The organism is Acinetobacter sp. ANC 4910 (assembly GCF_004331035.1).
Classification (GTDB): Bacteria; Pseudomonadota; Gammaproteobacteria; order Pseudomonadales; family Moraxellaceae; genus Acinetobacter.
The window spans coordinates 177450-198336 of the sequence record NZ_SJNT01000007.1; the positions used below are offsets into that span (position 1 = coordinate 177450).

21 protein-coding genes and 2 pseudogenes are annotated in these 20887 nt (G+C 41.2%); 13 read left to right on the forward strand and 10 right to left on the reverse strand.

All coding sequences use genetic code 11. From position 1 onward, the window contains the following. Positions 1-44 precede the first annotated feature (44 nt). The 4 genes from E0H82_RS09885 (at position 45) to antC (ending at position 3767) form a co-directional block, all read left to right on the forward strand. Positions 45-653, forward strand: coding sequence for a TetR/AcrR family transcriptional regulator (locus tag E0H82_RS09885; protein ID WP_131264477.1), 609 nt, complete (start codon positions 45-47; stop codon positions 651-653). A 161-nt stretch (positions 654-814) separates the two neighbouring features. Next, a complete protein-coding gene (gene antA, locus E0H82_RS09890) occupies positions 815-2230 on the forward strand; it encodes an anthranilate 1,2-dioxygenase large subunit (protein WP_131264478.1) in 1416 nt (471 codons plus the stop codon). 2 nt (positions 2231-2232) lie between these two features. Beyond that, on the forward strand, positions 2233-2724 hold the full coding sequence (antB, locus tag E0H82_RS09895; RefSeq protein ID WP_116759607.1) for an anthranilate 1,2-dioxygenase small subunit: 492 nt from the start codon (positions 2233-2235) through the stop codon (positions 2722-2724). 5 nt (positions 2725-2729) lie between these two features. Continuing rightward, a complete protein-coding gene (gene antC / locus E0H82_RS09900) occupies positions 2730-3767 on the forward strand; it encodes an anthranilate 1,2-dioxygenase electron transfer component AntC (protein ID WP_171458282.1) in 1038 nt (345 codons plus the stop codon). 192 nt (positions 3768-3959) lie between these two features. Here the strand turns inward: antC and E0H82_RS09905 are convergent, their stop codons facing one another. The 9 genes from E0H82_RS09905 to E0H82_RS09945 are packed head-to-tail and all read right to left on the reverse strand — an operon-like array spanning position 3960 to position 11713. Further along, positions 3960-4913, reverse strand: coding sequence for a p-hydroxyphenylacetate 3-hydroxylase reductase component (locus E0H82_RS09905; protein ID WP_016166446.1), 954 nt, complete (start codon positions 4911-4913; stop codon positions 3960-3962). 37 nt (positions 4914-4950) lie between these two features. Continuing rightward, entirely contained in the window at positions 4951-5904 is a 954-nt protein-coding gene (locus E0H82_RS09910; protein WP_131264480.1) for a PDR/VanB family oxidoreductase, read from the reverse strand. A 36-nt stretch (positions 5905-5940) separates the two neighbouring features. Then, on the reverse strand, positions 5941-6678 hold the full coding sequence (locus E0H82_RS09915; protein ID WP_131264481.1) for an SDR family NAD(P)-dependent oxidoreductase: 738 nt from the start codon (positions 6676-6678) through the stop codon (positions 5941-5943). Between the two features lie 10 nt (positions 6679-6688). Further along, the gene (locus tag E0H82_RS09920; protein ID WP_131264482.1) at positions 6689-7174 is read right to left on the reverse strand and encodes an aromatic-ring-hydroxylating dioxygenase subunit beta; all 486 of its coding nucleotides are present in this window, start codon (positions 7172-7174) and stop codon (positions 6689-6691) included. Between the two features lie 10 nt (positions 7175-7184). Next, positions 7185-8462 (reverse strand): aromatic ring-hydroxylating oxygenase subunit alpha, encoded by a 1278-nt coding sequence (locus E0H82_RS09925; protein ID WP_131264483.1) that lies wholly within the window; start codon positions 8460-8462, stop codon positions 7185-7187. Positions 8463-8490: 28 nt separating this feature from the next. Beyond that, positions 8491-9018, reverse strand: coding sequence for a nuclear transport factor 2 family protein (locus E0H82_RS09930; protein ID WP_131264484.1), 528 nt, complete (start codon positions 9016-9018; stop codon positions 8491-8493). A gap of 11 nt (positions 9019-9029) precedes the next feature. Next, positions 9030-9389, reverse strand: coding sequence for a hypothetical protein (locus tag E0H82_RS09935; RefSeq protein ID WP_016166452.1), 360 nt, complete (start codon positions 9387-9389; stop codon positions 9030-9032). 27 nt (positions 9390-9416) lie between these two features. Beyond that, positions 9417-10565, reverse strand: a complete 1149-nt coding sequence (locus tag E0H82_RS09940; RefSeq protein WP_131264500.1) for an acyl-CoA dehydrogenase family protein — start codon at positions 10563-10565, stop codon at positions 9417-9419. Positions 10566-10609: 44 nt separating this feature from the next. After that, positions 10610-11713: an amidase gene (locus E0H82_RS09945; RefSeq protein ID WP_131264485.1), complete on the reverse strand. Its 1104-nt coding sequence runs from the start codon at positions 11711-11713 to the stop codon at positions 10610-10612. Between the two features lie 148 nt (positions 11714-11861). Between E0H82_RS09945 and E0H82_RS09950 the strand changes: the two genes are divergently transcribed. From E0H82_RS09950 to E0H82_RS09960, 3 genes are all read left to right on the forward strand, one after another. Further along, positions 11862-12329 (forward strand): MarR family winged helix-turn-helix transcriptional regulator, encoded by a 468-nt coding sequence (locus tag E0H82_RS09950; RefSeq protein WP_131264486.1) that lies wholly within the window; start codon positions 11862-11864, stop codon positions 12327-12329. Between the two features lie 396 nt (positions 12330-12725). Further along, entirely contained in the window at positions 12726-14078 is a 1353-nt protein-coding gene (locus tag E0H82_RS09955; RefSeq protein WP_131264487.1) for a spinster family MFS transporter, read from the forward strand. 115 nt (positions 14079-14193) lie between these two features. Then, a complete protein-coding gene (locus E0H82_RS09960; RefSeq protein WP_131264488.1) occupies positions 14194-15462 on the forward strand; it encodes an OprD family outer membrane porin in 1269 nt (422 codons plus the stop codon). A 77-nt stretch (positions 15463-15539) separates the two neighbouring features. On the opposite strand, the gene E0H82_RS09965 is transcribed toward E0H82_RS09960, so the two are convergent. Further along, positions 15540-16451 (reverse strand): LysR family transcriptional regulator, encoded by a 912-nt coding sequence (locus E0H82_RS09965; RefSeq protein ID WP_131264489.1) that lies wholly within the window; start codon positions 16449-16451, stop codon positions 15540-15542. Between the two features lie 100 nt (positions 16452-16551). Here E0H82_RS09965 and E0H82_RS09970 point away from each other — a divergent pair, with 100 nt between their 5' ends. From E0H82_RS09970 to E0H82_RS09995, 6 genes and pseudogenes are all read left to right on the forward strand, one after another. Beyond that, positions 16552-17715: a muconate/chloromuconate family cycloisomerase gene (locus tag E0H82_RS09970; protein WP_131264490.1), complete on the forward strand. Its 1164-nt coding sequence runs from the start codon at positions 16552-16554 to the stop codon at positions 17713-17715. Then, on the forward strand, positions 17675-17965 hold the full coding sequence (gene catC, locus E0H82_RS09975) for a muconolactone Delta-isomerase (protein WP_131264491.1): 291 nt from the start codon (positions 17675-17677) through the stop codon (positions 17963-17965). The genes E0H82_RS09970 and catC overlap by 41 nt, the downstream gene beginning before the upstream one ends. A gap of 122 nt (positions 17966-18087) precedes the next feature. Beyond that, the gene (catA, locus tag E0H82_RS09980) at positions 18088-19008 is read left to right on the forward strand and encodes a catechol 1,2-dioxygenase (protein WP_131264492.1); all 921 of its coding nucleotides are present in this window, start codon (positions 18088-18090) and stop codon (positions 19006-19008) included. Positions 19009-19166: 158 nt separating this feature from the next. After that, positions 19167-19848: pseudogene (locus tag E0H82_RS09985) on the forward strand (3-oxoacid CoA-transferase subunit A). Positions 19849-19861: 13 nt separating this feature from the next. Next, complete coding sequence (locus E0H82_RS09990; protein ID WP_131264493.1) at positions 19862-20518, forward strand: 3-oxoacid CoA-transferase subunit B; 657 nt, start codon at positions 19862-19864, stop codon at positions 20516-20518. 117 nt (positions 20519-20635) lie between these two features. After that, positions 20636-20887, forward strand: a pseudogene (locus tag E0H82_RS09995) (acetyl-CoA C-acyltransferase); the annotation flags it as partial.

Genomic DNA, 20887 nt, shown 5'->3' on the forward strand with positions numbered 1-20887 from the left:
TACCGTTTAAGATATCAAGTGATATCTAAAATTTAAACTGACCCATGACAGCAACCAAAATTTCCCGTGATGAAAAACAAATTCAAACTAGAAATCAGTTAATTGAGGCAGGCTTTCACCTTATTTCTGAACAAGGCTATACCGCTGTATCTATTCGAAATATTTCAAAAAAGGCAGGCTATACTCAAGGTGCTTTTTACTCAAATTTTGAGCACAAAGAAGATTTTTTACTGACCTTAATGAAAATTCAATTTGAACAAGAAAATCTGCAATTACAGAAAATTATTACTCAGACACATTTGACGCAGTCTGATTTAATGGCAGCACTCGAACAGTGGTTAATCGATTTTTTCCAGAATGATGAATGGTTGAAAATTTCAATTGAATTGCAATTATATGCGGCACGTGACGAATTATTTTCCAATGAATATCAGCAAGTTTGGCAGAATCATCAGGCGCAAGTTTCAGAAGTTTTACAACAACTCATTCCAAATTTTTCTGCGGCAGAGTCAACTCAGCATGAACACAAGCTTCTAGAAATTATCTCTTTGAGTTATGGTTTAGCGCTTCAATATATGATTTTTAAAGATGATGTGCATAAATATGTAAATATTATGATGCAGCAACTTACACAAATAATGCCAGCACGTTAAAGCTGGCTCTTTCAATACCTATCTCCTCATCAAATCTCGCATCTAAGCGCCTTAAAATAAAAGCAGCACAGACTGGATAAACATCTGGAAAAAGTGGATAGAGACAAGTGCTTAATCGCGTTTCAATCAAGCTAAAGCTGATTGACTAAAGGATTGAGCACATGACCTCATCAAATTTACAACAATGGAATGACTTGGTGGATGGATGCATCGATTTCCGCCCTCAAGATGGTGTGTTTCGCGTCGCAAGGGATATGTTTACCCAACCAGAACTGTTCGATCTGGAAATGGAATTCATTTTTGAAAAAGTCTGGATTTATGCCTGCCATGAAAGTGAAATTCCCAACAAACACGACTTTTTGACCGTTCAAATTGGACGTCAGCCCATTATTGTCAGCCGTGATGGCAACGGCGAGTTACATGCCATGGTCAATGCCTGCGAACACCGTGGTGCAACACTGACTCGTGTTGCAAAAGGCAATCAATCGACGTTTACCTGCCCGTTCCATGCATGGTGCTATAAATCGGATGGTCGTTTGGTCAAAGTCAAAGCACCAAGTGAATACTGTGAAGATTTTGATAAATCAAGCCGTGGGCTTAAACAAGGACGTATTGCGAGCTATCGAGGTTTTGTGTTTGTTAGCCTAGACACGCAAGCCACAGATACCTTAGAAGACTTTTTGGGCGATGCCAAAATTTTCCTTGATTTAATGGTGAATCAATCCCCAACTGGAGAACTTGAAGTCCTGCAAGGCAAATCAGCCTATACTTTTGCGGGGAACTGGAAATTACAAAATGAAAATGGCTTAGATGGCTATCATGTCAGTACTGTGCATTATAACTACGTTTCTACGGTACAACATCGCCAGCAAGTAAATGCTGCCAAAGGGGCTGAACTAGATACGCTCGATTACAGCAAATTAGGCGCAGGTGACGCTGAAACCGATGATGGTTGGTTTAGCTTTAAAAATGGACATAGTGTTTTATTCAGTGATATGCCAAATCCAACGGTACGTCCTGGGTATGAAACCGTTATGCCTTATATGGTCGAGAAATATGGTCAAAAATATGCTGAATGGGCAATGCATCGTTTAAGAAATTTGAACCTGTACCCTAGCTTATTCTTTATGGATCAAATTAGCTCGCAATTACGGATTGTCCGCCCTGTGGCTTGGAACAAAACTGAGGTCATCAGCCAATGTATTGGTGTGAAAGGTGAATCAGTTGAAGCGCGTCGTAATCGTATCCGTCAATTTGAAGATTTCTTTAATGTTTCAGGCTTAGGCACCCCTGATGACTTGGTCGAATTCCGTGAACAACAAAAAGGTTTTCAAGCCCGACTAGAACGTTGGAGTGACATTTCACGTGGTTATCAAGCTTGGGAATATGGCCCAAGCAAAAACTCAATTGATTTGGGCATTGAACCTGTTATCACAGGGCGTGAATTTACCCATGAAGGTCTCTATGTCAATCAACACGGTCACTGGCAACGCCTAATGCTAGATGGCTTCAAGAAAAAGTCATTAAAAATGTTCGACATCACTTTTCAAAATCAAAACGTAGCGGATGAGGTGTAACCATGTCACAACAACTACAATTTGCAGTTTCTCAATTTTTGTATAAAAAATCAGAACTTTGCGATAAATATGACTGGGACGCCTATCTTGATCTTTATGATGAGGACAGTGAATACCATATTCCGCAGTGGATTGATGACCACAATTATGTGCAAGATCCGAATCAAGGCTTGTCCTATATTTACTATGCCGATCGTTCAGGTTTAGAAGACCGTGTATTTCGCATTCGTACAGGTAAAGCTGCATCGGCAAGCCCTTTACCTCGCACCTTTCACAGCATTAACAATGTGCAGGTACAAACCCGTGAAGATGGTTTGGTTGAAGCCAAAGTGGCTTGGCATACCCTATATAACCGCCAAGGTTTGGAAGGTTCCTTCTATGGTCATGCGACTTATCTACTCCGCCAAACAGAGCAAAGCTTCAAGATTCGTCGTCAGCACAGCATTTTGCTGAATGACAAAATTGATTCTGTTTTAGACTTCTACCACGTTTAAGGAGCATAGAAATGGGACATTCAGTTGCTTTAAATTTTGCCGATGGTAAAACCTTTTTCATCTCTGTGAATCAAAATGAATTGCTGCTTGATGCAGCAGTTCGACAAGGGATTAATTTACCACTCGATTGCCGTGAAGGCGTGTGTGGAACCTGCCAAGGCAAATGTGAAACGGGTATCTATGCACAAGATTATGTCGATGAAGATGCCTTAAGTGAACGTGACTTGGCAGAACGAAAAATGTTGGCTTGCCAAACTCGGGTAAAGTCTGATGCCGCGTTTTATTTTGATCATGCTTCAAGCATCTGTAATGCGGGTGAAACTTTAAAAATCGCAACAACAGTCACTGCCGTTGAATTGGTTTCAGAGACTACCGCCATTTTGCATTTGGACGCCAGTAGCTTTAGCTCTCAACTACAATTCTTAGCTGGGCAATATGCACGTTTGCAAATTCCAGACACGGATGACTGGCGCTCTTATTCCTTTGCCAATCGCCCAAATGCCACAAACCAATTACAATTTTTAATTCGACTATTACCCGATGGCGTAATGAGCAATTACTTACGTGAGCGTTGTCAAATAGGTCAGACCCTGTTGATTGAAGCACCTTTAGGCAGCTTCTATTTGCGTGAAGTAGAACGCCCATTAGTCTTTATTGCAGGAGGTACAGGATTATCCGCATTTTTAGGGATGCTCGACAATTTGGTTGAACAACCCAATCCCCCACCAATTCAACTTTATTATGGGGTGAATTCAGAGTCAGATTTATGTGAGCAACAGCGTTTACACAGATATACTGAACGATTTTCGAACTTTAGTTATCACCCGATTGTGACCAAGGCATCAGATGAGTGGCAAGGCAAAGCGGGTTATATTCATGAACATTTGAATAAAGCACAACTGGCTGAACAAGCATTCGATATGTATTTATGTGGTCCGCCACCAATGATTGAAGCCGTTAAAAGTTGGCTTGATGAACAATCCTTACAAGATTATCGTTTGTATAGTGAAAAGTTCTTACAAAGTAATACTGCACGAACCTAATTTTAAAACCGAAATTGCGTATTCTTCATGGTAATTTCTAGTGAATAACGCACAGAAAGAGCCAAGATTATCCTTGGCTCTTTTTTGTCACATCAACAAATACATCTCTGATAAACATATATTCGGGCTTAAGCATCAATACTCAGATCAAATAAAACTGATAAACCCGAAGATTTATCAGTACATTTTTGCTTAAGCTACTCCAGCAAAGTCACGTAACATGCTAATGAACGCTTCTTTTTCCTGTTGAGGATATTTTTCAAACACTCCATTTTGATGGCTATCGGCGATTTCAAACAAATATTGTGCTGTTTGTTTGCCCTTTTCTGTCAATTGATACAAGTTCTCGTGGTCTGAAAGTAGCCCTTCACGTTTTAAAATTTCCGCTGCGCGTTCTACTTCTTGCATTGGCATAGCAATATCCCGTGGTAAATCTTCTTTGCTCGAAGCAGTTCCGCTAGCAAGCACTAACAGCAATCGAGATTCACTGGTACGAAAACCCGAAGCCAATTGCTTTGGAATATAATCCGTTTGATAGGCTTTAAAGGCGCGGCTCATTAAATAACAGACGTTGTTATATAAATGCCCTTGTTGTGGAATTTCAGAAAGCGTTGGTTCACTGTGTTTTAGCTTTAAACTTGGATGTGGCATCACACATGAATATGCACCTTGGTGATAGACCAAAGGACTGCGCCCTTGATCATGAAATTTCACCACTTTACCAATCATAATCCAATGATCACCCCCTTCAATCACTTGATGGCGTTCACATTCAAATATGGCAGAACAGTTTTCTAATAATAAACTCGCACCTTCACCTTCCTGATAATTGGTTCCTTCAAACTTATCAATATTGCGGCGTGAAAACTTGTTGGACAGTTCAATTTGCGAACCTGACAAAATATTGACAGCAAAATGTGTTGCTTGCTCAAACACAGAAAAACTAGATGATTTTTTATCAATGCTCCATAAAATCAACGGTGGATCGAGTGATACTGAATTAAAGCTATTGGCAGTGACTCCGACCTTTTCACCCTGCTCATTTTGCGCTGTGACAATGGTTACACCCGTTGCGAAATTGCCTAATGCGCGTCGGAATTGCAAAGGATCTATGCTTAACGGTTGTACTTTTTGTATTACATTCATCTTTTTCTCCTTAATTTCCATATCACAAGGAAAAGGCTTAAATATCTAAAACTAAACGGGATGATTTGGAACGAGAGCAGCAGACCAAAATTTGTTCATTACTGGCTTTTTCTTCATCGGTAAAATACACATCACGATGATCGGGTTCGCCTTCAATCACATCGCACATACAGGTGCCACAGACCCCTTGCTCACAAGACATTTCAATGTTGATGCCTTGTTTGGCTAGTGCCTGTAAAATGGTTTCGCCTGCATCGACCATGATGATTTTTCCGCTTCGTTCAGCGACCACTTCAAAAGAGCCACCCGAAGTATCCGTTTCAACTTGGAAATATTCTTTATGAATCTGTGCTTGTGGGAAATTGTGAGTCGTGGCGAGATTAATCACCCAGTCCATAAAACCCACAGGACCACAGGTATAAATATGGCTTGTTAAATCAATATGCTGAATCGCAGCTTCAAAAAACTGGCGATGGCTCGCTCCTTCAGATTTAAAGTGAAAGGTGGTGAATGGTGCTAGTTCGCCATTTTTAATTTCATTGACAAAGGCACAACGGTCTTCGCTCGCACCACAATAATGCAGCTCAAAAGATGCACCCTCATGTGCTAATTGATATGCCATGGTGATGAGCGGTGTAATGCCAATGCCTCCACCGATCAACACCGTATGTTTGGCTGGGTACAATGGAAATAAATTTTTGGGTGCACTCACCTGAATATGCATTCCATCTTTTAAATCATCAAAAGCTGAAATCGAACCACCACGTGATTCTACATCTCTTAAAATGCCTAATCTGAACTTGCCAGCCTGATTTGGATTTTGGCAAAGCGAGTATTGACGAACCATACCATTCGGTAAGTGCACATCAATATGGGCACCTGCTTCAATTTTAGGTAATACTTCGGCATTGGCAGACTCAAATTCCATGACTGCAATATTGCCACCTTCTACATGGCGGTTTTTTACGACAACATCATAAAGTGTAGTCATTTTTGTGTTCTCCTTTTCACTTGCTTGGCATAAGGCTTAGCGCATGAATAAACCACCATTAATATCCCAAGTTGCACCTGTGACGAACCCAGCATTTGGACTTGCCAACAAAGCGCAAGTTTCAGCAATAAACGACATACTGCCTAATGCTTTAACAGGAATATTCTGGATAAACTGTTCCATTTTTTCGTCCGACACCACGCTATGCACAATTGGGGATTCCATTGGACCCGGAGCAACTGCATTGACAGTGACACCTTTTGCAGCAAATTCTTTGGCAAAGATTTTGGTTAAGGTCACAATGGCACCTTTGCTCGCTGCATAATGTGCACCTGTTGCCGTACCACCATTTTGCCCTGCCAAAGACGCCATATTAATAATGCGCCCATAGCCTTTTTTCGCCATATACTGACCAATAATTTGGCAAGACTGGAATGTACCGCGCTGATTAACTTGGGTAATCCAGTCAAAATCAGCAGCCGTAATCTCCAAAACTGGGGTTGCCTTAGTGACCGTCGCGTTATTAATCAACACATCAAGTTTTGCAAATTTTTGTTCGATCCACTGCACCACGGCATGAAAGTCTGCTTCAACTGAAATATCCAGTTTCACTGGAAACATTTGCTCGGGAAACTGACTTTCTGCTTTGGCTTTTTCCGCCTTTTCCAAAGTACTGGCAGATAAAATCACCTGATGACCTTGGCTAGCAAAATATTCCGCAATGACATTGCCCAAACCTGAAGCAGCACCTGTCACTAATACAACCTGTTGCATGCCGATGCTCCTATAGAATGTAGCTAATACCTGACAAGGTATCGGTAGAATTAATTAAATTAATGATTTTACGATTAATTTTTAAACCCGCTTCGGCATCACGGTTTAAATGGTAAGTCACATCTGCTGTGTAGTGTTTAAGGTTTTCTTTACGGAATTCACGTAAGTTTTGCGCGCAACGTAAAACAATTTCACCTTCTTCATCTTTTAAAATCCGGACACGTGAAATGCTTCGAACCGTATTTGCCTTGGGTGAAGTTGAAATCGCTTCACCATTTTCCAAACGCGCTACACGCATTTTACGCATGTGATGATCGTCATAGGCATAGTTCAGGTTGTTTTCATAATCGGTAAGCGTCGGATCAATTGGAATGATATACACCCCTTTTTCATTCCAAAGATTTAACCAAGCTGCATGTTCAGCATGGTCCAACATATCGGCTTCTGCCCAAATAAACGCTGTGACTTCATTGAGTAAATTTAAATCAATTTTCATGTTATTCCCCTTAAGCCGTCATCAACTTTTTCCACTGTTGATAGGCCGAGCGCATCCCTGTTTCAGCACTCACATCACTTTTCAAACCATCTTCAGTTTTTACTTCACCCGCTAAACCACGGTTCAACATAATCCAGAGGTTTTCGCCCGCGGCTGCCCCTTTTTGCACACGTTCCCATGCTTCAGCATCATCGGGCGTACCAAACCCAAATGGGCCTTGGAAATGCTCATGCAAACGTAGACGGTATTGATTCGCAATTTGTGGGCCGCCATTCATGGTAATCACAGAGTGATGAATTTCTGTTTTATCAACTGAAATCGGCTGCATGACGCGGAAAAACGCCATTGAACAAGCGATATTCGGGAACAGGTTTAAGTTAAAACCAGAACCGCCTACCGCACGTACAATACGACGCACTTCCAGTTCCGCATGACCTTCATCACGCAAGGCTTGCGCTAAATCTTCAAAGCGTTCCTGAATTGGACGTTCCATTAATTCTTCGTCTAAATCGACCAGTTCTGGAATCATTACCATCACGCTGTGACCATTGCCTAAGTCTTCAACAAAACCGGGTTGATTTTCAAAGTTAAATAATTCTTCTGTTTTTTCATCGACTGAACTTAAGAAAGACTTGTGTACCAATGGAAAATGATAAGCATCAGTGGTGTTTTCAAGCTGGATTTTCCAGTTCCCTGGGAAGGTAAAACGATGTTCGCCTAAAACTTTAATTGGATAACCCGCACCTTGTTTCATGAACAAATCAATCCACTTTTTCGCAGGTCCAAGAAATTGTTCTAAAGGTTCAACCTCATGATTAAATGACGCGAAAATCATGCCGTTATATTCTTCAACACGCAGGCTGACCAATGGCAATTCAGATTTATCTAAACATTCACCATAACTTTCTGGGGAAGGAACGCCGCGCAGTGTGCCATCTAAGGCATAACTCCAGCCGTGGTATGGACAAACAAAACTATTGGTTTTGCCTTTTTTATGTTCACAGACTGTCGCAGCGCGATGGCGACAGCGGTTAAGCAATACATGCACTTTTTTCTTGCGGTCACGAACGACTACGACAGGTTGTTTGCCAATATTGATGGTTTTATAGCTGCCAGATTCTGGAATTTCACTGGCATGTGCTACCCAAACCCATGTGCTATAGAAAATCTTCTGCATTTCCTCATCAAAGATACGCTCATCTTTGTATAAAGACGTATGTGCACGATCACTTTGCACCAATGCTTCATAATCCACACCAATATTCAGTGTTGAGATAATTCCATTCATTTCAATAATCCTTTGATAAATTGGTAATTTAATTCTGGGTCGGGACAGGTAATTCAGCGTCACTGTGCCAATTTGTCACTGGTCGACTAAAAATATTCTGGGTTTGAAAATGCTTGATCTTCCAACTACCATCCGTCTGTTGTGCAAATTTCACGTTCAGCTTGGCGCTATTTAAATGACTGCGTCCATCGCGGAAAGTGGAGGTTTGCAACATCAGCCAAGTTGCCGTGGCATACTGTTGCTGTACTTCAATTTGCTCCGAACTGACAAAGTGAGCATTCATGACAAAGTGAGATTCTGTTTCGGTATAGCTTTTGAACATGTTGTAGATGGCTTGCCAAGAATCATATCGCCCAAAAGCTTTGGCATACTTTTCCCCTATCCCTTCCCAAATACACTCCGCATCAAAAAGCCCCATCAGCTCATCTAAATTGGTCTTTGGATTTAACTCATCACAAATTTCCATATAGCGATTGAGACAGTTGCGGATGGCGTTATGCGCTTCCAACTGTTCTAAACGTGAGAGGATTTTTGCCAAATTCACTTTGTCATCCATGTCCTTGCACCTTAACGTTGAATAATCAATTCACGTCCAACACGTGCTTCGACTTTGCAGTATTTCCAAAGTTTGTAAGGCCCTTCACCTACAACCGTGGTTCTGAACAAATTACACGCCGCATGTACAGTTTCAATATCAGGTACATCTGCCAATAGATAGGTCGTCCATGGCCAACCTGTACTAGGGCCAACCATACTTTGGTCATCATCGAGATTGCCAAAAACATGTACGCCCGGCAGGTCATGAATTGCGTTCCACATCTCACCAAATGCAGCCCAAACCGCTTTTGCTTCGGCAGGTTCTGCATCAAAAAAATTCTGATTGATACCCATGCAGAACAACACACGTAAAGTTTTTTTAGCGTCCATTTTGATTTCCTTCTCTCAAGTTTAAATTTATAAATATCCTGGGCTTGGCTTTAAGCCAAAACGAATTGAACCCGCATTTTGTAATGTGGCATCCCCCATAAAAGCGTGCTGTGTGACAACATTGGTGTCATTTACAAAACGGCTAAATGGGTTGTTGGTATAAATGGCGGTCATGCCTGCTAACATTTGCATTTTGCGCGTGACTTTGGCGCAAACCCGAGCAGCATGGGTACAAGCTAAACGCATATCACTAATCTGTTGTGTGGTTGCTACACGCCCTGCAACAACTTCGTGCCAAACGCTATCCATGGTCTGATAAAACCATGCTTTGGCTGCCTGAAATTCTGCATCTGCTTGGGCAAATTCATATTGCGTCACAGGACGATTCGCAATTTCTGCACCACCTGTAATTGATGCTTTGCCCGGCGCTAAAATTTGAAATTCTTCTAAAGCTGCTGCTGCCACACCAATCCCAACAACAGTTAAAACTTGGGTCGCTAGGGAAAGTGACGGATATTTAAAGAAGGGTTCTGGCAGTTTGGATGGTTCACCCCGTACAAATGTCCAGTGCTTTTCGACCAGTACATCTTCCACAACCAAGTCATGACTGCCTGTGCCTTTTAAACCCACTGTGTCCCATGTCATTTCAATTTTGGCTTTATGGGCAGGCATCACAGCCATGCGCGGTAAACCCTGCATTTCATTATTTTTTAAAGGTGCAATACCAACACCTATAATGTCTGCACCCATGCAGCCACTAGAAAACTTCCAACGTCCACTGACTCGAACGCCTTCATCGGTAATTTCCGCAGGTTGTGGTGGGAAAATACCCCCTGCGAAAACCACATCAGGGCCATTTTTGTACAGCTCTTCAAGCGTTGTTTCTGGCAGACTGCCTAAATAGGCTGGGCTCATCCCAAAACTTGCCACCCAACCTACCGAACCATCCGCCTTAGACAAGGTTTCAATCAGTTCGCAAAACTCACGTGGTGAAACAGCATCACCACCAAAGCGTTTTGGTACAAGCGCGCGGTAAACCCCCAATTGCTTGAGTTTTTCAATTATGTCCTGACTTACAAAGGCTTGATTATCGAACTCACCTGTACAGGCTCTTGCTCGAATTTCTTGACATAAAGCGTCAAGATCAACGGCTTTTTCTGGTGCTACAAACTCCATTTTAGATAATTCATTCATTACCTAACTCCTTGTAATATATTTTTTTAGTGCGAAAGATATTTTGCAATCGCGCATAATTTTTCGTCTTGCTGATGCCCAGCAATCAACTGTAGCCCTACAGGGAAGCCATCTTCTGTCTGTAATGGAATTGAAATGGCAGGGTGTCCAGACAAATTAAAAGGACGAACCAAACGGGTTAAATTTAGGAAGGCGACTGTATTTTCGGCATCTTTTACTTTGGGTGGAATTTGCGGCAATGTCGGCAAAACTAAAGCATCATATTGATTCAATAAAATATTTAAGGTTTGGGTGAATTGTAATTTGACCTGTTCTGCCTGTTTCACCTGCTCTAGGCTAGTATCCGCTGCTTTTAATAGGCGTTGCTTTACATCAGCACCAATTAAATCGGTCTGAGTTAATTCACCATAAGCCTGCCAATTTTCATAATTGATCATCTGCATGCCTGCATCATAAGCGGCATCAAACGAATCGATGGTTTCACGCGGTAAATCGAGCTGATGCTGTGTGAAGAATTGCTTAATACAACACCATACCTCATCACTCGCAGCTACATTTAAATAAGCCAACTTGGGTGGCTGTTGCAGCTTTGCAGCAGGCTGAAAACTTGGCTCAATAATCTGCATAGCAACTTCAAGCATTTCGACTGAGTTTGCAAAAGGACCGACACAATCCAAACTGCTTGCTGCTGGATGTACCCCTTGACGACTGACACGCCCAAAAGTCGGTTTTAAGCCATAAACTCCACAGCATGCAGCGGGCATACGAATAGAACCTCCCGTATCGGTTCCTAAAGAAAAATCTGCCAGTTTTGCCGCCACTGCCGCAGCCGAACCACTCGAAGATCCGCCCGGAATCAATTCAGGATATTTAGGATTAATAGGTGTTCCAAAAGCATGATTAATTCCCGTAATGCCAAATGCCAATTCATGTAAATTGGTTTTGGCTGTGATTTGACAATTCCCTTTCAAAATATTGTCCACCACTTCCGCATTGTGTTCCGCAGGTTGGGTATTTAAGTAAGCTTTACTGCCTGCAACTGTTTTAAAGCCTTGAATATCAATCGTATCCTTGATCATGACTTTAAGTTCGCCATGTCCTCGCGAAAGTGATTGTGCAATAATATTCATTCACTTTTCCATGTATTTTTATAACTTAATATAAATATGAGAAATTTAAATATAATTGTCAAGTAATTTTTACAAGAGTCATTTAAGGCAAGCTGCAAAATTTTGTTTATAATAGATTTATCAATTTTTACTAAGTCCCTGCTTAGCCATGCTGAACCATTTAGAACAATTTTTACCTAACAATGAACCAGAAAGTCTTAAAAATTTCCCTTTTTTCTGGATTTCCCAAGTCAATGGAAAATATTCTCAACTTATTGAAAAATCTATTAAAAAATTAGGAATAGACAATACGCGTCGTAAAATTATTCTGAGTACCAATGCTTTAGGTGAAGCCAGTATTACTGATATTGCCAATCTTTCTACACTCAAACTCACTACTGCAACCAAAGCGGTGTATCGTTTAGTAGAAGATGGCATTGTTGAAGTTTTTTCTTCCGCGACAGATGAACGTATTTCCATGGTAAAGCTGACGGACAAAGGCTTAACCCTTGTCGAACAGATTAACCAAATCAGTGCCGTTACTTTGGCAGGCATTCTGAATGCTTTTTCTGAAGATGAACTTCATCATCTGAACCAACAACTAAAAAAACTATTTGAATTGATGCCCTCTAGCTAAGTCTTCCTTTTCCATTGTACTCAACAGCGGATGAGTAATGATTCATCTGCTGTTTACTGTTCTCTCCTCTGTAAACCCCTGCCTAAAAATCTAAAATAAGCCTTTGATCTAAAATTTGTTTTTAGCATGAAAATGTAAATAAAATACCCATAGAGTATTTTTAAATACCCAAAAAGTAATGGAATTTTACATATAAAAAGAAAATAATCTTGCAATGATCAACATCTCAATCGCCGAACGGCTGACTGAATTTTAATTATTTTTCTATAAATATTATTGATCAAATACAAAAGTTAAGCCTCTGAATCTAATCCGCACTAAATCCATTCGTTTAGCGCAAGCAAACATTATTCAGAACTTTCAAACCGAGCAAGCTAAATACAAAAGGACAAATCAATGGACAATGTAGATGTCTACGTAGAAAAAGCGGAGCATAAAAAAACTCATCTGTATTCATGGTATGTGGTCATACTCTGTATGTTGGCCTATATCTTCTCTTTTATTGACAGACAAATCTTGGCGCTCATGATTGAGCCAATTAAAGCCGATTTGCATTTAACTGATACTCAATTTAGTTTATTACATGGTCTCGCTTTTTCCTTGTTTTACGCCTTTATGGGCTTACCCTTAGCCTATATTGCTGACCGTTTTTCACGCCCCAAACTCATCTCTATTGGCATTATTATCTGGAGTCTTGCAACAGCAGCCTGTGGCATGAGTAAAAACTTTCTTCAATTATTTTTATGCCGTATGGGCGTGGGGATTGGTGAAGCAGCCTTGTCTCCAGCAGCTTACTCCATGTTTAGTGACATGTTTAGCAAAGACAAATTAGGGCGGGCTGTGGGAATTTACTCAGTCGGCGCATTCTTAGGTGGTGGTATTGCCTTTTTGGTCGGTGGCTATGTCATTAAACTGCTTAAAGGTGCAACTTTAATTCAAGTTCCCTTATTAGGCGCCATGAAGGCTTGGCAAGTTGCCTTTCTGGTGGTGGGTTTACCCGGTATTTTCATTGGTTTGCTGTTTATTTTGACCGTACGAGACCCTGAACGTAAAGGTCAGCGCTTGAATGCTTATGGGCATGTCGAAAAAGGTGAATTTAAGCAATGTTTACAATTTATGCGTAAACATGGCAAAACCATTACTTGTCATTATTTAGGTTTCACCTTTTATGCCATGGCTTTATATAGCCTGACCAGTTGGACGCCTGCTTTTTACATTCGTAGCTTTTCGCTTTCTCCGACTGAAACTGGTTATATGCTCGGTTCCATTATGTTAGTTGCCAATACCTTAGGTGTTTTTTGTGCAGGATGGCTGAATGACTGGTTCATTAAAAAAGGCAGACAAAATGCACCGATGCTCACAGGTGTGATTGGTATTATTGGTTTAATTCTCCCGATCTCTCTTTTCACCCAAGTGCAGAATTTACAGATTTCGGTAGCGTTACTTATTCCAGCCATGTTCTTTGCCTCCTTCCCTCTGGTGATTTCTGCAACCGCTTTACAAATGTTGGCTCCTAATCAATTTCGTGCTCGTCTGTCTGCCATTTTCTTATTGGTCAGTAACCTGATTGGTTTAGGTATTGGCACCACTTTAGTTGCAATTTTGACTGACAAATACTTTGGCAACCCAATCATGGTGGGGTCTTCATTGTCAATTATTGGTGGCGCATCGTGTGTGTTTGCTTTCATTCTCTTGCTTAAAGGCTGCAAATTTTTCAACGACAGCATGCAACGCGAAAAATTACATTAATTGCCATTTTAATCTCTGCATTCTGATGTCTTTCCCCAAATAGTGGTTTGGGTAGACATCGTCAAAATATCAATAAGTTAATGCCCGATATAAGCCTTCAACCTTTGGAAATAATATGCAACGCTCACCGCATTTCAAACAACAAAAACTCGCCCTAGCCACATTACTCATATTCAATGGATTTGCAATAACAGCTATTCACGCAGCTGAATCTACAACAGCACCAGCAGATGAGTGGAAATTTACCCTGAGAAATGCATATATTGACCGTGATTTTGATAACGCTGGTGTCAAAGATACGGGCAGTTGGTCGCAAGCAGCCTCTTTATTCTATAAATCTAAAATGCTGGATACGCCCTTAAATATTGCCGATCAACCCATCACAATTGGTGCTGATGCTTCTGTGCAATATGCCGTGCGTTTAAGTTCAGACAAGCATGTTTCCGATTCCATTCTTCCTTTTGATAAAGTTGAGCAATCACAAGCATCAGATTTTTTAAAATATGGCACAACTTTAAAACTCGGTTATGGTAATTCCTTATTAAGAACGGGTGAACTCTGGTTGGATCTGCCTGTGACTTCGGTGGATACCAGTCGCCAGTTATTAACCTCTTATTGGGGAACCAATCTTCGCTCGCAAATTACCGATCAATTCCAAACTGAAATTGGTCGCATCGAAAAAGTCTCGCCACGTAATGAAGAAGAGTTTCGTAAATTTTCCTATACCTCTAAAGGTGTCACACACTATTCAGATGGATTGAACTATATTGACCTGCGTTATCAAATTACCCCAACGTTAAAGGGTGAATATTATTTTGGCAATCTGGAAGATTTATATAACACGCACTATGCAAGTTTAGATCACACATGGAAACAAGCGAATTTCTCGCTTAATTCAAAACTGAAATATTTTAATTCCAAAGACCATGAGGATACGTTCACTATTGATGCGAAAAACATTGGTCTGCTAGAAACCTTAAAAGTGAGTAATCATTCTTTTGGCTTAGGCTATCAGCAAATTATTGGCGATTCTGCCTATCCATTATTAGATGGTTATTTACCTGAAACCTATTTTATTAACTGGAACGTCACAGGCTTTGCCAAACAAGATGAAAAATCATATCACTTAATTTATAGCTATGATTTTAAGGACTTTGTACCGGGGCTAAGCACTGCGGTGAAATGGGTTTATGGTCATGATTTCAAATCATCCACAGGAGAAGATAATCAAGAAACCGAAGCCAATTATGTCCTCAATTACGCTTTTCAACAGCCTTATCTCAAAGGGCTCGGCTTTCAATATATTCACATTGATTATAATGTGAAATATGGTAATGACTTTGCTGAAGACCGTATTTTCATGAATTATATGAAGAAGTTTTAAAACTATACTTTTTAATCTAGATGCCTCCGCCAGAATGAGGCATCTTTTTGCTTGTAGAAAATGTCAACGGCATCTGATCAATTTAAGTTTTTAGAAATGTTCTCAGTCCGATAAATTTCTTCAATACATTCTAAAATTTTGGGAATATACGCACTTTGGTCCATGTTACGCATCGACAATGAGATTGGACTATAAGCCTCTAAATCTAAAATATCCAAATATTCCACATTCTTCATGCCAATATCGCATGCACTTTCTGGAATTAAGCAAATACCCTCGCCTGAGGCAACCAAACCCAAAGCCATGTGAATTTCACGCACTTCCGTCCACTTGGTCGGAATTAAACCCAATTGGGTAAACATCGCTTGTATGGTGGTTGAAAAATTCGGTTTCGGCGTGTTGGGATAGGAAAAAATGGTTTCATTCACAATTTGTGATAAATAAACTCCTTTTTCCTGATAAGCATTTAAAGGATGCTTTTTAAAAATCGCCAGTTTTAATCTTTCTTTGCGTAGCAACAGTCTTTTAATGGCAGGATCACTAATTGGCAAGCGACCAAAACCAATGTCGATTTTACCTAGTTTTAATGCTTCGACCTGATCTTTGGTACTACATTCAATCAACTCGACTTGAATCTCTGGATTTTTTTGGCGAAATAAATAAATAATCTGTGGCAATAACCCATATAACAACGAACTCACATAACCAATTTTTACACTAGTATTCACTGCGTTAATTTTCTTGATCATTGTGGTGGCTTGCGCCGCATGCGTTAAAATCTGCACCGCATGCTGATAAAAATATAAACCTGCTTCCGTCGCCTTTAAGGGCCGAGAACCTTTTTCAAAAAGATCGATCCCTAACTCTTCTTCTAATTTTTTAATTTGGCGAGTCAATGGTGGTTGAGCAATAAACAGCTTTTCCGCAGCTTTGGTAATACTTTGTTCCTCAACTACGGTCACAAAATATCGTAAATGTCTTAATTCCATCAACATACCTTTTTAGTATTTTAAAATACCACTTCATATCTATTTTAGGCGATTACATTCTTCTATGGTATACAAACAAGTTCGAAACAGTTGAAACTTCATGTATAAAAGCATAGAAACCATACTCGTGGATATTCCGACAATCCGCCCGCATCAACTGTCTGTGACAACGATGCGTATTCAAACATTGGTACTGGTAAAAATAACAACTACGGATGGTTTTGTCGGTTGGGGCGAAGCTACCACCATTGGTGGGCTAAACTATGGTGAAGAAAGCCCTGAAAGTGTTAAAGCCAATATTGATACTTACTTTGCACCATTACTGGCTTCAGTGAAAGCGTTAAATGTTGCACAAACCTTAAAACTGATCCGTAAAAATATTAATGGCAATAGATTTGCCAAGTGTGCCATTCAAACTGCGCTGCTGGATATTCAAGCTAAACGTTTAGGCTTACCTATTAGCGAACTACTCGGTGGACGTTTACGCGAAAGTTTACCTGTACTGTGGACACTGGCTTCGGGTGATACTGAAAAAGATATTGCTGAAGCGAAAACAATGATTGAGCTGAAACGTCATAACACGTTCAAACTCAAAATCGGTGCACGTCCTTTACAGCAAGATGTTGATCATGTAATTGCAATTAAAAAAGCCTTGGGTGCGGATATCAGTGTGCGTGTAGACGTCAATCGTGCTTGGTCAGAACTGGAATGTATTCGTGGGATTCAGCAACTTCAAGATGGTGGTATCGACCTCATTGAACAACCGTGTGCTATTCAAAATACGGATGCTTTAGCGCGTTTAACTCAGCGTTTTGACGTTGCGATTATGGCAGACGAAGCCCTTACAGGCCCTGACAGTGCTTATCGTATTGCCAAAAGTCATGGTGCAGATGTATTTGCTGTCAAGATTGAACAATCAGGTGGTCTACTCGAAGCCTGTGAAGTTGCCAAAATTGCTAATCTGGCAGGCATTGATTTGTACGGTGGCACCATGTTGGAAGGCCCTATTGGCAGTATTGCTTCTGCACATGCCTTCTCGACCTTCGAATCTTTAGCTTTTGGTACAGAATTATTTGGCCCACTACTTTTAACCGAAGAAATTTTAAAAACACCACTTCGTTATGAAAATTTTGAACTTCATCTTCCTACAGGTGCAGGTTTAGGCATCGAAATTGACGAAGACAAAATTGAACAATTACGCCGTAAGAATAAGGAAGCTGTAAATGTTATTTCACGTACGCATGGATGTGCATATTCCGCTTGATATGCCCATTGAAAAAGTCAATGAAATAAAAGCCATTGAAAAAGCATATTCTCAGGAATTACAACGTTCTGGAAAATGGCGACACATCTGGCGTGTTACGGGACAGTACTCCAACATTAGTATTTTTGATGTTGCGAGTAATGAAGAGTTGCATAACATTTTACAAGGTTTGCCTCTTTATCCATTTATGAAAATTGAAGTGATGCCTTTAAATCGACACCCTTCTTCTATCCGAGAGGATGATTCATAGAATCTGAATCACCATTAATCTGTATTTTAAACATAACAAGGACTGTGGCATTAAAACCAACTAGCTAAATCAATAGCCAATAATAATGCCATCCATAATCTACATACTTCAGGAGTTATAGTATGAACCGTCAACAAATTGATGCACTTGTAAAAAAAATGAATGTCGATACCGCACAAGGACCTGTCGATGAACGCATTCAACAAATTATTGTTCGCTTACTTGGCGATCTGTTCCAAGCTATTGAAGATTTAGATATTCAACCTTCTGAAGTATGGAAAGGCTTGGAATATTTTACCGATGCAGGTCAAGCCAATGAATTGGGCTTATTGGCTGCTGGCTTAGGTTTGGAACATTATCTAGATTTACGTGCCGATGAAGCAGATGCCAAAGCAGGTGTTACAGGTGGTACACCACGTACCATTGAAGGTCCTTTATATGTAGCTGGTGCACCAGAAACCGTAGGCTTTGCACGCATGGATGATGGCAGCGAATCGGACAAAATTGATACATTAATTATTGAAGGGATTGTCCGTGATGCAGACGGTCAAATCATTGAAAATGCAAAAGTTGAAGTTTGGCATGCGAACAGCTTAGGCAACTACTCATTCTTTGATAAATCACAATCAGACTTTAATTTACGTCGCACCATTTTAACTGATGCACAAGGTCAATATGTGGCTTTAACCACTATGCCTGTAGGTTATGGCTGCCCTCCTGAAGGCACGACTCAAGCCGTACTGAATAAATTAGGGCGTCATGGAAACCGTCCGTCACATGTACATTATTTTGTCTCTGCACCAGGTTTCCGTAAGCTCACTACACAATTCAACATTGAAGGTGACAAATACCTTTGGGATGACTTTGCTTTTGCAACTCGTGATGGCTTAGTGGCTACAGCAGTTGATGTGACTGACCCTGCTGAAATTCAGCGTCGTGGTCTAGACAAACCTTTTAAGCACATTACCTTCAATATTGAGTTAGTTAAAGAAGCTGCTTCTGCTCCTTCGACTGAAGTTGATCGTCGTCGTGCAGTAGCATAACGCTTTAATCGTTAAACCATGAATGAGCTAAGGAAATACTTGGCTCATTCCATTCAATTTCCAAATAACGCTACGATTTTTTAATTCTTACTCCCCTTTTCGACATTTGATATTTGCACGAAAGAAACAGATCCAAAATCAATGTATGGGTGCTTTACATGATCAATAAATCCTCGACTTCAATTCATGAAGTTTTATCCCAGATACAAGACGGCTCAACCATCATGATTGGTGGTTTTGGTACAGCAGGCCAACCCGCTGAACTCATTGACGGGCTGATCAAGCTTGGACGTAAAGACCTGACCATTGTCAGCAACAACGCAGGCAATGGCGACTATGGTCTGGCGAAACTGTTGAAAGCCGGTGCCGTGAAAAAAGTCATCTGCTCATTCCCACGTCAGTCCGACTCTTGGGTCTTCGATGAACTCTATCGTGCAGGCAAAATCGAACTGGAACTGGTGCCTCAAGGCAATTTGGCCTGTCGTATTCAAGCCGCAGGTATGGGACTCGGCGCAGTCTTTACCCCAACAGGCTTTGGGACCTTATTGGCCGAAGGCAAAGAAACCCGTCACATCGACGGTAAAGATTATGTACTGGAATACCCAATCAAAGCTGACTTCGCTTTGATTAAAGCCCAACAAGGTGATCGTTGGGGCAATCTGGTCTACCGTAAATCTGCCCGCAACTTTGGCCCGATTATGGCCATGGCAGCCAATGTAACCATTGCTCAAGTTTCTGAAGTGGTGGAACTGGGTGCTTTAGACCCAGAACACATCATCACCCGCCGGTATTTTTGTTCAACACGTGGTACAGGTTCAACCTGAACCTGTGGCTGTGTAATCGGGAGAACATCATGAGCTATCAAAAACTCAACCGCAACCAGATTGCCGAACGTGTGGCACAAGATATTCCCGATGGAGCTTATGTCAATTTAGGCATTGGCTTACCGACCAAGATTGCCAGCTACTTACCGAATGACAAAGAGATCTTCCTGCATTCTGAAAATGGTTTATTGGCTTTTGGTCCACCGCCAGCCGCAGGCGAAGAAGATCCTGAGCTGATCAATGCAGGTAAAGAATATGTGACCATGTTGCCAGGTGGCGCCTTTTTTCATCATGGTGACTCTTTTGCCATGATGCGTGGTGGGCATTTAGATATTGCAGTCCTTGGTGCGTTTCAAGTCGCAGCCAATGGTGACTTGGCCAACTGGCATACTGGTGCACCCGATGCAATTCCATCGGTAGGTGGAGCGATGGATTTGGCGGTAGGCGCTAAAAAAGTGTTTATCACCACCGATCATGTCACCAAAACCGGTGAACCGAAGATTGTGGCAGAGCTGACTTACCCCGCCACAGGACAAAAGTGTGTTGACCGCATTTATACCGACCTGTGTGTGATTGATGTCACTGCGGAAGGCTTAAAAGTGATTGAGAAAGTCGACGGTCTAAGCTTTGCAGAATTGCAGGCCATGACGGGTGCTCCGTTGGTGGATGCGACACAACAGAATTAATGATTTGAATCCCCCTAAATCCCCCTTTGCTAAAGGGGGACTTCTCTAGCTTCAAGTGCAGTGAGTCTCCCTCCTTTTTAAAGGAGGGATTAAGGGAGGATTAAGAGAAGAACAGATATGAAAAACGCTTATATCATCGATGCCATCCGTACCCCATTTGGTCGTTATGCAGGTGGACTCGCCCCAGTCCGTGCCGATGACTTGGGTGCTGTACCTATTCAAGCCTTAATGCAACGTAATCCAAGCGTGGACTGGAAACAGGTAGATGACGTGATTTACGGCTGTGCCAACCAAGCCGGTGAAGACAACCGTAATGTCGGGCGTATGTCGGCACTTCTTGCGGGTTTGCCTGTTGAAGTGCCAGCCACG

Bases quoted from the DNA above. Each gene is read 5' to 3' on its own strand.
- E0H82_RS09885 (WP_131264477.1), top strand. From the start codon at position 45: ATGACAGCAACCAAAATTTCCCGTGATGAAAAACAAATTCAAACTAGA.
- antA (WP_131264478.1), top strand. From the start codon at position 815: ATGACCTCATCAAATTTACAACAATGGAATGACTTGGTGGATGGATGC.
- antB (WP_116759607.1), top strand. From the start codon at position 2,233: ATGTCACAACAACTACAATTTGCAGTTTCTCAATTTTTGTATAAAAAA.
- E0H82_RS09905 (WP_016166446.1), bottom strand. From the start codon at position 4,913: ATGAATGTAATACAAAAAGTACAACCGTTAAGCATAGATCCTTTGCAA.
- E0H82_RS09910 (WP_131264480.1), bottom strand. From the start codon at position 5,904: ATGACTACACTTTATGATGTTGTCGTAAAAAACCGCCATGTAGAAGGT.
- E0H82_RS09915 (WP_131264481.1), bottom strand. From the start codon at position 6,678: ATGCAACAGGTTGTATTAGTGACAGGTGCTGCTTCAGGTTTGGGCAAT.
- E0H82_RS09920 (WP_131264482.1), bottom strand. From the start codon at position 7,174: ATGAAAATTGATTTAAATTTACTCAATGAAGTCACAGCGTTTATTTGG.
- E0H82_RS09925 (WP_131264483.1), bottom strand. From the start codon at position 8,462: ATGAATGGAATTATCTCAACACTGAATATTGGTGTGGATTATGAAGCA.
- E0H82_RS09930 (WP_131264484.1), bottom strand. From the start codon at position 9,018: ATGGATGACAAAGTGAATTTGGCAAAAATCCTCTCACGTTTAGAACAG.
- E0H82_RS09935 (WP_016166452.1), bottom strand. From the start codon at position 9,389: ATGGACGCTAAAAAAACTTTACGTGTGTTGTTCTGCATGGGTATCAAT.
- E0H82_RS09940 (WP_131264500.1), bottom strand. From the start codon at position 10,565: ATGGAGTTTGTAGCACCAGAAAAAGCCGTTGATCTTGACGCTTTATGT.
- E0H82_RS09945 (WP_131264485.1), bottom strand. From the start codon at position 11,713: ATGAATATTATTGCACAATCACTTTCGCGAGGACATGGCGAACTTAAA.
- E0H82_RS09950 (WP_131264486.1), top strand. From the start codon at position 11,862: ATGCTGAACCATTTAGAACAATTTTTACCTAACAATGAACCAGAAAGT.
- E0H82_RS09955 (WP_131264487.1), top strand. From the start codon at position 12,726: ATGGACAATGTAGATGTCTACGTAGAAAAAGCGGAGCATAAAAAAACT.
- E0H82_RS09960 (WP_131264488.1), top strand. From the start codon at position 14,194: ATGCAACGCTCACCGCATTTCAAACAACAAAAACTCGCCCTAGCCACA.
- E0H82_RS09965 (WP_131264489.1), bottom strand. From the start codon at position 16,451: ATGGAATTAAGACATTTACGATATTTTGTGACCGTAGTTGAGGAACAA.
- E0H82_RS09970 (WP_131264490.1), top strand. From the start codon at position 16,552: ATGTATAAAAGCATAGAAACCATACTCGTGGATATTCCGACAATCCGC.
- catC (WP_131264491.1), top strand. From the start codon at position 17,675: ATGTTATTTCACGTACGCATGGATGTGCATATTCCGCTTGATATGCCC.
- catA (WP_131264492.1), top strand. From the start codon at position 18,088: ATGAACCGTCAACAAATTGATGCACTTGTAAAAAAAATGAATGTCGAT.
- E0H82_RS09990 (WP_131264493.1), top strand. From the start codon at position 19,862: ATGAGCTATCAAAAACTCAACCGCAACCAGATTGCCGAACGTGTGGCA.